This window comes from Pantoea sp. S-LA4 (assembly GCF_054482835.1).
The window spans coordinates 1104330-1115504 of sequence record NZ_JBTLRC010000002.1; the positions used below are offsets into that span (position 1 = coordinate 1104330).

An 11175-nucleotide genomic window follows, 5' to 3' on the forward strand; every position below is an offset into this window, starting at 1 on the left:
GCCTTTTTTTATCGAACGGAGCGGTGATTACAGTGACTGTGTAAAGGTACGGGTAATCACATCCTGCTGCTGTTCTTTAGTCAGCGAGTTGAAGCGTACAGCGTAACCAGAAACACGGATAGTCAGCTGAGGATACTTCTCTGGATGCTCCATCGCGTCCAGCAGCATTTCACGGTTCATTACGTTGACGTTCAGATGCTGACCGCCTTCGATGCTGGCTTCATGATGGAAGTAACCATCCATCAGACCGGCAAGGTTGGCTTTACGCACGTTATCATCTTTACCCAGCGCGTTCGGCACAATCGAGAAGGTGTAAGAGATACCATCTTTCGCATAGGCAAACGGCAGTTTCGCTACTGAGGTCAGAGAGGCAACAGCCCCTTTCTGATCGCGACCGTGCATCGGGTTGGCACCTGGTCCGAATGGCGCGCCAGCACGACGTCCATCAGGCGTATTACCGGTTTTTTTGCCGTAAACCACGTTAGAAGTAATGGTCAGGACAGACTGCGTCGGTACGGCATGACGGTAAGTGGTGAGCTGCTGAATTTTCTTCATGAAGCGCTCAACCAAATCACAGGCCAGGTCATCAACCCGTGGGTCGTTGTTACCGAACTGTGGATATTCGCCTTCGATATCGAAGTCGATAGCCAGACCATCTTCGTCGCGGATCGGTTTCACTTTGGCGTATTTAATCGCAGAAAGTGAATCCGCAGCAACGGAGAGACCCGCGATACCACAGGCCATGGTACGGTAAACGTCACGATCATGCAGCGCCATCAGTGCCGCTTCGTAGCTGTACTTATCATGCATGTAGTGAATGATGTTCAGCGAAGTCACGTACTGTTTTGCCAGCCAGTCCATGAAGTGATCCATACGCTCCATGACGGTGTCGAAATTCAGCACGTCGTCGCTGATTTTGTCGCCTTTCGGTCCAACCTGCATTTTCAGCTTTTCATCCACGCCGCCGTTGATTGCGTAGAGCAGGGTTTTCGCCAGGTTGGCACGCGCGCCAAAGAACTGCATTTGTTTACCGACAATCATCGGGCTGACGCAGCAGGCGATGGCGTAGTCATCATTGTCGAAATCAGGACGCATCAGGTCATCGTTCTCATACTGCAAAGATGAGGTATCGATAGAAACTTTAGCGGCATATTTTTTGAAGTTAATCGGCAGTTTTTCAGACCACAGAATGGTCATGTTCGGCTCTGGTGAAGGACCCATGGTGTAGAGGGTATTCAGGAAGCGGAACGTACTTTTTGATACCAGGGTACGGCCATCAACGCCCATACCTGCCAGTGATTCAGTGGCCCAGATAGGGTCACCTGAGAACAACTCATCATATTCCGGCGTACGCAGGAAACGGACCATACGCAGTTTCATCACCAGATGGTCAATCAGTTCCTGTGCCTGTTCTTCAGTCAGTTTACCGGCTTTAAGGTCACGTTCGATGTAAACATCAAGGAAGGTTGAGACGCGGCCAAATGACATGGCAGCACCATTTTGAGATTTAACTGCAGCCAGGTAGCCATAGTAAGTCCACTGCACGGCTTCCATCGCATTGGTCGCCGGGCCGGAGATGTCATGGCCATATTTTGCTGCCATCTCTTTAATCTGGGCCAGCGCACGATGCTGATCAGCAATCTCTTCACGCAGACGAATGGTCGCTTCCAGATTAACGCCATTCTCTAAATCTTCCTGCAGTGAGGCGAACTGAGAGAATTTATCCGTCATCAGGAAATCGATGCCGTACAACGCCACACGACGATAGTCACCAATGATACGGCCGCGACCATACGCATCCGGCAGGCCGGTCAGAATACCGGATTTACGGCAGCGCAGAATATCCGGTGTATAAACATCGAAGACACCCTGGTTATGGGTTTTACGGTATTCAGTGAAGATTTTTTTCAGCGAAGGATCGAGTTCACGGCCATACACTTTGCATGAGCCTTCGACCATTTTGATGCCGCCATAAGGAATGATGGCGCGTTTCAGCGGCGCTTCGGTCTGCAGGCCGACGATTTTTTCCAGTGGCTTAATAATGTAACCCGCGTCATGGGAGGTAATGGTTGACGCCAGGTCGGTATCGAAATCTACCGGTGCGTGGGTGCGGTTCTCAATTTTGATGCCTTCGAGTACGCTTTCCCATAATTTGGTGGTCGCTTCGGTTGGGCCCGCCAGGAAAGACTCATCACCTTCATACGGTGTGTAATTTTTCTGGATGAAGTCGCGTACGTTGACGCTATTCTGCCATTCGCCTTCAGCAAATCCTTCCCAGGCTGAAGCCAGTTTTGCATTAAGTTCGGTCATAATATACCTGCCTTATATGAGGAGACTTTACGGTCGGGCGCCGATGATGCCTGCGCCGTCAAAAATGCATTTAATGTGACTGGTCACCATCGCGAAGATAGATGATCCAGTAGGTCAACCCGACCAGTACACCGCCGCCGATAATATTGCCGAGGGTAACAGGAATCAGGTTGTCAAAAATAAAGTTACTCACCGAGAGCGATTGGAACTGTGCGGCAGTGGTGCCGGTCGCCTGCCAGAACTCAGGAGCGGCGAAGTCGCGAATCACAATTGCAAACGGAATCATGAACATATTGGCGATGCTGTGCTCGAAGCCGCTGGCAACAAACATCGCGACCGGTAATATCATCACCACCAGCTTGTCGGTGAGCGTACGGCCTGAATAACTCATCCAGACAGCCAGGCAAACCAGCAGATTCGCCAGGATCCCCAGACAGACGGCTTCAACAAAGGTGTGATGCATTTTATGGTCAGCGGTTTGCAGGACGTTTAAGCCCCAGGCGCCGTTGGCCACCATGTACTGACCAGCAAACCACATCAATGCGACAAAAAAGAGTGCGCCCACCAGGTTGCCGATATAAACGTTGATCCAGTTGCGGGCCAGCTGACCCCAGCTGATGCGTCCGCTGGCTTTGGCCACAACGATTAGCACGGTAGAGGTGAAGAGGTCGGCACCACAAACCACGACCAGCATTAAACCCAGTGAAAAACAGATCCCGCCGATCAATTTAGCAATGCCATAGGGCATTACTGCGGTACCGGTGGTGGCTGTGATATAAAAAACAAATGCGATGGAGATAAAGATGCCGGCGTTTATCGCCAGAAAGAAGGTGGTAAAAGGATGTTTGGTCGCTTTATATATACCCGCATCTTCAGCAACTTTCGCCATCGCAGCCGGTAATAAAAGATTAAAAGGGTTGTCAGCTTTCACACTAACTTACTCCAGAAGTTGTCTGAAAAAATACTAACAAAGGAGTATAGGTCAGTAATTGATTTGGATCATGTTTGCCGGAGCGGCAGCGGCGATGAGTAATATCCGAGGCGTTAAAAACGAATAATTCTTTGAAAAATAATAAATAAATAAATTTTAAAAATACAAATATATTTTAAAGATAATGTTCAGCTCCACTTTTTCAAGCGGCGATTATCATTCATTGTTAACGGATATGTTAATTAATATGAAGTGTTGTGACGTAAAAAAATTTTAATGGCGCTAATGTTTTTTAGAAATAACGCCCCATCTTCCGGATGATCCGGCAGCCGGGGCGTCAGCCTGTTTTACTGCTTAGCGCAGATGAATTATGCGCTTTGCCAGTAACGACGCTTCGCAGCCTGCAGTTTTTCATAGGCCGCCAGCAGAGACTGGTGCGCCGGGAACGCTTTCAGTTCCTCATCCACCGCCTGAAGGCCATAGAATGGGCTTTCACCACTGATCGCTGCGGAAGCGGCTTGCATTGCCTCTGTGCCGTACATGCGCACAAACGCATGATGATATTGCAGCGGGTCACGCTCATCTTCCATCGCCAGCAAAAGCAGTGTCTGCAGGCAGCGATAGTAGTTAGCGCGTTCAGGCGTAAAGATGGAACTGTTGAATTCCATTGTCCATTCCGTCCAGATCAAGGCCTGATCCAGGTCGCCTCCCGCCATTGCCAGCATCGCTTTCAGCTCGCCAATGCGCAGGGTATACCAGCCGTTATCTTTACCGGTCGCCAGGCCCAGCAGTTCGCGGACGCGGGTAAAGTCATCAAAGCCTTCGTCATCGAGCTGGCCAATCAGATCCAGATACTCTTCCGGATTCCAGTTGCTGTCAGGCAGAGCCAGTAAGGTTTCACGCATACCCGCGCCCATGCTGTTATTCGCCAGCAGCAGGTCTTCCGCCGGATAGATGTCCGACATGCCAGGTACGATAATACGGCAGGCATAGACGCCCAGATGCTCATAATCAGCGATATAGACTTCCTGATCTTCAGCCGCGAAGATCGCCATCAGCGTGGCAAATTCCTGTTCCGTGGTGCCAGCGAAGGTCCAGTCAACAAACGGGTAATCTGCCGTCTCTTTAAACAGGTCCCAGGAGATCAGGCCGCTTGAATCGATGAAGTGCGTTTCGAGATTCGCGTGTTCCGCGACTTCTTCATCATCGAAGGTGGGCGGCGTGAACACATCCAGATCTTTGAGGCTGCGGCCCTGTAATAACTCGGTAACGGTACGTTCAAGCGCCACGCCAAAATCAGGATGAGCACCGAACGAAGCGAAACAGGTGCCGTTGGCCGGATTAAACAGGACCACACAGATGACCGGATATTTTCCGCCCAGCGAGGCATCGTAAGCAAAGATGGGGAAACCTTCCGCTTCCAGGCGCGCAATCGCCTCGACCACGTCAGGATAACGCTGCATCACGGCATCCGGAATGGCCGGCAGGCTGATGGCTTCAGCGATGATGCGGTTTTTAATGTAGCGCTCGAAAACTTCTGACAGCCCCTGAACCCGTGCCTCATTAGCGGTGTTACCCGCTGACATCCCGTTAGAGACGTAGAGGTTACCGATGATGTTCATCGGAATGTAGACGGTTTGCTGATCGGACTGACGGGTAAAGGGCAGGGCGCAGATGCCACGCTCAACATTGCCGGACTGCAGATCAATCAACTCTGCGGCGGTCAGCGCATTATCCGGATCGTAAAAAGCGCGCAGGCGCGGGTCAAGAATGCCTTCTGGCAGAGATTCATCAGCCGGCAGCGCAAACCATTTTTCATTGGGATAGTGAACGAAATCGCCGTTGGCGATAGTTTTTCCTAACCAGAAATCAGCGAAGAAATAGTTGGTTGAGAGACGCTCAAAATATTCACCCAGTGCAGAGGCGAGTGCCGCTTTCTTGCTGGCCCCCTTACCGTTCGTGAAGCACAACGGGCAATCGCGGTCACGAATATGCACAGACCAGACATGGGGAACAGGATTCAGCCAAGAGGCCTCTTCAATATTAAAACCAAGGTCCTGAAGCTTGTTCTGGAAACGGGTGATGGAGTCTTCCAGCGCGGCATCTTTGCCCGGGATAAATGTTTGCGTCATAGTGCCGCTCTCTCAGTTGTCATAGGGTGCGTAAAGCGCGCAATGATACGGATTTTGCCGACGATCCGCTATCAAGGCGGGATAATTTTACCGGCTTAGTGTTCATCACCAGGGCTGTCAGACCAAACGGCAATTCGGCAGGCTGGACGAAGCCTCACAAAATTTTGTGTTGGTTTGCATTGGTAACATAACCTCCGGCACGACGGATTCAGAAAATGTGACCGTCACCGGATTTATGATTGCAGCCATCAGGATGCAGTGATAAAACCGGTAAGTTATTCATAACCGTTCGATATGACAGTGGTGAGGGGAAATGACGCAAGTTTATAATTTTAGCTCCGGCCCAGCGATGCTGCCGGTTGAAGTGCTCCGTCGTGCAGAACAAGAGCTGACAAACTGGCGTGGCCTGGGAACCTCCGTAATGGAGATCAGTCACCGCAGCAAAGAATTTATTCAGGTGGCCGAAGAAGCGGAGCAGGACTTCCGTGATCTGCTAAAAATACCGGCCAATTACAAAGTATTATTCTGCCACGGCGGCGCGCGTGCGCAGTTTGCTGCTGTGCCGGGCAACCTGCTGGGCAATGCGTCATCGGCTGACTACGCCGATGGCGGCTACTGGGCGCACAGCGCAATAAAAGAAGCGCAGAAGTATTGCTCCCCACGCACCCTGGATGTCAAAACCACACGTGACGGTAAACGTGCGATTCTGCCGATGCGGGAATGGGACGTCAGCGACGACTCTGCTTATCTGCACTTCTGTCCGAACGAAACTATCGACGGTATTGCGATCGACGAACAGCCTGATTTTGGCAGCAAAACGGTGGTCGCAGATTTCTCCTCTACCATTCTTTCGCGTCCGATTGATGTCAGCCGTTATGGCGTCATCTATGCCGGTGCGCAGAAAAACGTCGGACCCGCCGGATTAACGCTGGTGATTGTGCGTGAAGATCTGTTAGGCCAGGCGCAGGCCTCGGTACCTTCCATCCTTGATTATAAGGTGCTGGCGGACAATGACTCGATGTTCAATACCCCGCCCACTTTTGCCTGGTATCTTTCTGGCCTGGTGTTCAAATGGCTGAAAGAGAAGGGTGGCGTGGCTGAGATTGACCGGATCAATCAGGCCAAAGCTGACCTGCTGTATGGCGTGATCGATCACAGCGGTTTCTACCGCAATGACGTGGCGACAGAAAACCGCTCACGCATGAATATCCCTTTCCAGCTGGCTGATGCAACACTGGATGCGCTGTTCCTTGAAGAGTCTTTCAGGGCCGGACTGCATGCGCTGAAAGGACATCGGGTCGTCGGTGGAATGCGTGCCTCGATCTATAATGCCATGCCGCTGGAAGGCGTTAAGGCGCTGACCGATTTTATGGTTGATTTTGAACGCCGTCACGGCTGATTAATAACATATCAGCATCAATGCTGATGCCAGACCTCGTCAGTTGGCGAGGTCTTCGTATTTTTTGAGGATTTCGTTTCACATGCAGGACTCCCTGACTCTCCAACCCATCGCGCGCGTCAACGGCACGGTAAATCTGCCGGGATCTAAGAGCGTATCGAATCGTGCATTGCTGCTGGCGGCACTGGCTAAAGGCACCACCCGTCTGACCAACCTGCTCGACAGCGATGATGTTAAGCACATGCTGAATGCCCTTAGCGCATTGGGCGTAAACTACACGCTTTCCAGCGATCGCCGGGTGTGTGAAGTCACGGGAAAGGGCGGTCCGTTGCAATCCGATCAGCCTCTCTCGCTGTTCCTGGGGAATGCGGGTACCGCGATGCGTCCGCTGGCCGCCGCGTTATGCCTGGGTCAGCAGGATATTGAACTCACTGGCGAACCGCGTATGAAAGAGCGGCCAATCGGGCATCTGGTCGATGCATTACGCCAGGGCGGTGCCACTATTGAGTATCTGGAGAATCAGGATTATCCGCCGCTGCGTTTGCGTGGAGGCTTTATCGGGGGTGACGTCAGCGTGGATGGCAGCGTCTCCAGTCAGTTCCTGACGGCGCTACTGATGACTGCACCGCTGGCTGAGCAGGACACCCGTATCAGCATCAAAGGTGAACTGGTTTCGAAGCCTTACATCGATATTACGCTGCACCTGATGCGCTGCTTTGGCGTTGAGGTTGAAAACCAGAACTATCAGCATTTCCTGATCAAAGGACAGCAACACTATCAGTCACCGGGCGACTATCTGGTTGAAGGTGATGCCTCTTCGGCTTCCTATTTCCTCGCCGCTGCCGCTATCAAAGGTGGAACGGTACGGGTGACCGGGATTGGCCGCCACAGCGTGCAGGGCGATATCCGTTTTGCCGATGTACTGGAAAAAATGGGCGCGCAGATTGAGTGGGGCGACGACTACATTGCCTGTACGGCCGGAAAGTTACAGGCGATTGATATGGACATGAACCACATCCCGGATGCGGCGATGACCATTGCCACCACCGCGCTGTTCGCCGAGGGAACCACCCAGTTGCGTAATATCTATAACTGGCGGGTGAAAGAGACCGATCGACTGAGCGCAATGGCCACTGAACTGCGCAAAGTGGGCGCAGAAGTGGAAGAAGGCCACGACTTTATCCGCATTACCCCGCCGGCGACGCTGGTTCATGCGGATATTGGTACCTATAACGATCACCGTATGGCGATGTGTTTCTCGCTGGTGGCGCTCTCTGATACGCCGGTTACCATTCTTGATCCGGGCTGTACGGCGAAAACGTTTCCCGACTACTTCGCTCAGCTGGCAAAAATCAGCCAGCCAGCCTGATGCCTCATCTCCGGTGCGTTACTGCACCGGAAATCCTCATATTATCTGGCCGTATTGCGGCAGAGATCCTCTGATTTACCTGGAATTATTAACACCGTCAGTGCGAAAGGGTAACCAAGGATGGTTGGGCATCGTATAATGCTAGTCATTACCGATGGCCAACAGGCCGACAAGCGCGCAGCAACAGGAGGGAATAATGACAGTAACTGCCCCGGTCATAACTATCGATGGGCCAAGTGGTGCGGGAAAAGGGACCCTGTGCAAAGCAATGGCGGAAGCCTTGCAGTGGCATCTGCTGGATTCCGGCGCAATTTATCGCGTGCTGGCGTTAGCCGCGTTACATCATCAGGTCGATATCGAATCTGAAGAAGCGCTGGTGCCGATTGCCGCACATCTGGATGTGCGCTTTGTGTCACAAAATGGCGAGATGCAGGTGATTCTGGAAGGTGAAGATGTCACCAGCGAAATTCGTACCCAGGAGGTCAGCAACACGGCTTCCCGCGTGGCGGCTTTTCCACGGGTACGTGAAGCGTTACTGCGCCGTCAGCGCGGCTTTCGCGAGGCGCCGGGTCTGATCGCCGATGGTCGCGATATGGGCACCGTGGTTTTCCCGGATGCGCCGGTCAAAATTTTCCTGGATGCCAGCGCTGAAGAGCGTGCCCAGCGCCGCATGCTACAGTTGCAGGATAATGGCTTTAATGTTAACTTTGATCGCCTTTTAGCCGAGATAAAAGAGCGTGATGACCGCGATCGTAACCGCGCAATTGCGCCTTTAGTAGCCGCTGGCGATGCATTGGTTCTGGACTCTACTGAAATGTCTATCGATCAAGTCATTGAAAAAGCGCTACACTATGCCCGGGAAAAGCTGGGCATTACGGCTTAACTGAATTTATCACCCTGTACCAGGGATCCGGTGCCGGGCATGTGAAACAACCCCATCCGACATGAAGTCAGATGGACGTTAAATTGAAGAATCCTGAAGATTATCAATATGACTGAATCTTTTGCTCAACTATTTGAAGAATCCTTAAAAACAATCGAAACCCGCCCGGGTTCTATCGTTCGTGGCATCGTCGTTTCTATCGACAAAGATGTCGTTCTGGTTGATGCGGGTCTGAAATCTGAATCTGCAATTCCTGCAGAGCAGTTCAAGAACGCAGCCGGCGAACTGGAAATCCAGGTTGGCGACGAAGTTGATGTTGCTCTGGATGCAGTGGAAGACGGCTTCGGTGAAACCCTGCTGTCCCGTGAGAAAGCTAAGCGCCATGAAGCCTGGATCACGCTGGAGAAAGCTTACGAAGACGCTGAAACTGTTACCGGTGTTATCAACGGCAAAGTTAAAGGCGGCTTCACAGTTGAGCTGAACGGTATCCGTGCGTTCCTGCCAGGTTCACTGGTTGACGTTCGTCCGGTGCGCGATACGCTGCACCTGGAAGGCAAAGAGCTTGAATTCAAAGTGATCAAGCTGGATCAGAAACGCAACAACGTCGTGGTTTCACGTCGTGCGGTTATCGAATCCGAAAACAGCGCAGAGCGCGATCAGCTGCTGGAAAACCTGCAGGAAGGCATGGAAGTCAAAGGTATCGTTAAGAACCTCACTGACTACGGTGCATTCGTTGATCTGGGTGGCGTTGACGGCCTGCTGCACATCACTGACATGGCCTGGAAGCGCGTTAAGCATCCAAGCGAAATCGTCAATGTGGGCGACGAAATCACTGTTAAAGTGCTGAAGTTCGACCGCGAGCGTACCCGCGTATCCCTCGGCCTGAAACAGCTGGGCGAAGATCCATGGGTGGCTATCGCTAAGCGCTATCCGGAAGGCACCCGCCTGACCGGTCGTGTAACCAACCTGACTGATTACGGCTGCTTCGTGGAAATCGAAGAAGGCGTTGAAGGTCTGGTACACGTGTCTGAAATGGACTGGACCAACAAAAACATCCATCCGTCTAAAGTTGTTAACGTAGGCGACGTGGTTGAAGTTATGGTTCTGGACATCGACGAAGAGCGTCGTCGTATCTCCCTGGGTCTGAAGCAGTGTAAATCTAACCCATGGCAGCAGTTCGCTGAGACGCACAACAAAGGCGATCGTGTTGAAGGTAAAATCAAGTCAATCACTGACTTCGGTATCTTCATCGGCCTGGACGGCGGCATCGACGGTCTGGTTCACCTGTCTGACATCTCCTGGAACGCGACCGGCGAAGAAGCCGTTCGTGAGTACAAAAAAGGCGACGAAATCGCTGCCGTTGTACTGCAGGTCGATGCAGAGCGTGAGCGTATCTCGCTGGGCGTTAAGCAACTGGCAGAAGATCCGTTCAACAACTACATCACGCTGAACAAGAAAGGCGCTATCGTTAACGGCAAAGTAACTGCTGTTGATGCTAAAGGTGCTACAGTTGAATTAGCAGACGGCGTTGAGGGTTACCTGCGCGCTTCTGAAGCTTCACTGGATCGCATTGAAGATGCCACTCTGGTTCTGAGCGTTGGTGACGACGTTGAAGCCAAATTCACCGGTGTTGATCGTAAAAACCGTGTGGTTAGCCTGTCTGTCCGTGCGAAAGACCAGGCTGACGAGAAAGAAGCCATCAATACTGTTAACACCAAACAGGAAGAAGGCAATTTCTCTAACGCTATGGCTGAAGCGTTCAAAGCGGCTAAAGGCGAGTAATCGACCTGAAGCACCGGGTGGGCAACCACCCGGTTTCGGTAAAAGCTGTCATACTTTCCCAGAGGGATAAACCGGAGGTTACATGACCAAGTCAGAACTGATCGAAAGACTGGCGGGACAGCATACTCATATACCGGCGAAAGTCGTTGAGGATGCAGTAAAAGAGATGCTTGAGCACATGGCCACAACGCTGGCACAAGGCGAACGCATCGAAATCCGGGGATTCGGCAGCTTTTCTTTGCACTATCGCGCTCCGCGCACCGGTCGTAACCCGAAAACGGGTGACAAAGTGGATCTGGAAGGTAAATACGTTCCCCACTTCAAGCCAGGCAAAGAGCTGCGCGATCGCGCAAATATCTACGGCTAAGC

Annotated in this window: 8 protein-coding genes; 5 read left to right on the forward strand and 3 right to left on the reverse strand. The window is 52.0% G+C overall.

Annotation, left to right across the window (positions count from 1 at the left end; all coding sequences use genetic code 11):
* Positions 1 to 27 precede the first annotated feature (27 nt).
* The 3 genes from pflB to ycaO all read right to left on the reverse strand — a co-directional run bounded on the left by pflB (position 28) and on the right by ycaO (position 5373).
* Positions 28 to 2310, reverse strand: coding sequence for a formate C-acetyltransferase (gene pflB / locus ACX3P5_RS06040; protein ID WP_458968413.1), 2283 nt, complete (start codon positions 2308 to 2310; stop codon positions 28 to 30).
* Between the two features lie 70 nt (positions 2311 to 2380).
* Complete coding sequence (gene focA, locus ACX3P5_RS06045; RefSeq protein ID WP_233984735.1) at positions 2381 to 3241, reverse strand: formate transporter FocA; 861 nt, start codon at positions 3239 to 3241, stop codon at positions 2381 to 2383.
* A 368-nt stretch (positions 3242 to 3609) separates the two neighbouring features.
* A complete protein-coding gene (gene ycaO / locus ACX3P5_RS06050) occupies positions 3610 to 5373 on the reverse strand; it encodes a 30S ribosomal protein S12 methylthiotransferase accessory factor YcaO (RefSeq protein ID WP_458968414.1) in 1764 nt (587 codons plus the stop codon).
* Positions 5374 to 5686: 313 nt separating this feature from the next.
* On the opposite strand from ycaO, the gene serC reads away from it, so the two are divergent.
* The 5 genes from serC (at position 5687) to ihfB (ending at position 11173) form a co-directional block, all read left to right on the forward strand.
* On the forward strand, positions 5687 to 6772 hold the full coding sequence (gene serC / locus ACX3P5_RS06055; RefSeq protein ID WP_336754956.1) for a 3-phosphoserine/phosphohydroxythreonine transaminase: 1086 nt from the start codon (positions 5687 to 5689) through the stop codon (positions 6770 to 6772).
* Positions 6773 to 6854: 82 nt separating this feature from the next.
* Entirely contained in the window at positions 6855 to 8141 is a 1287-nt protein-coding gene (gene aroA / locus ACX3P5_RS06060; protein WP_458968415.1) for a 3-phosphoshikimate 1-carboxyvinyltransferase, read from the forward strand.
* A 196-nt stretch (positions 8142 to 8337) separates the two neighbouring features.
* Complete coding sequence (gene cmk / locus ACX3P5_RS06065; RefSeq protein WP_233984731.1) at positions 8338 to 9024, forward strand: (d)CMP kinase; 687 nt, start codon at positions 8338 to 8340, stop codon at positions 9022 to 9024.
* A 108-nt stretch (positions 9025 to 9132) separates the two neighbouring features.
* Positions 9133 to 10806, forward strand: a complete 1674-nt coding sequence (rpsA, locus tag ACX3P5_RS06070) for a 30S ribosomal protein S1 (RefSeq protein WP_031376639.1) — start codon at positions 9133 to 9135, stop codon at positions 10804 to 10806.
* An 82-nt stretch (positions 10807 to 10888) separates the two neighbouring features.
* On the forward strand, positions 10889 to 11173 hold the full coding sequence (ihfB, locus tag ACX3P5_RS06075) for an integration host factor subunit beta (protein WP_003849360.1): 285 nt from the start codon (positions 10889 to 10891) through the stop codon (positions 11171 to 11173).
* Positions 11174 to 11175: the final 2 nt, after the last annotated feature.

Coding starts and splice junctions, on each gene's coding strand:
- cmk (WP_233984731.1), top strand. CDS start 8,338: ATGACAGTAACTGCCCCGGTCATAACTATCGATGGGCCAAGTGGTGCG.
- rpsA (WP_031376639.1), top strand. CDS start 9,133: ATGACTGAATCTTTTGCTCAACTATTTGAAGAATCCTTAAAAACAATC.
- aroA (WP_458968415.1), top strand. CDS start 6,855: ATGCAGGACTCCCTGACTCTCCAACCCATCGCGCGCGTCAACGGCACG.
- ihfB (WP_003849360.1), top strand. CDS start 10,889: ATGACCAAGTCAGAACTGATCGAAAGACTGGCGGGACAGCATACTCAT.
- ycaO (WP_458968414.1), bottom strand. CDS start 5,373: ATGACGCAAACATTTATCCCGGGCAAAGATGCCGCGCTGGAAGACTCC.
- serC (WP_336754956.1), top strand. CDS start 5,687: ATGACGCAAGTTTATAATTTTAGCTCCGGCCCAGCGATGCTGCCGGTT.
- pflB (WP_458968413.1), bottom strand. CDS start 2,310: ATGACCGAACTTAATGCAAAACTGGCTTCAGCCTGGGAAGGATTTGCT.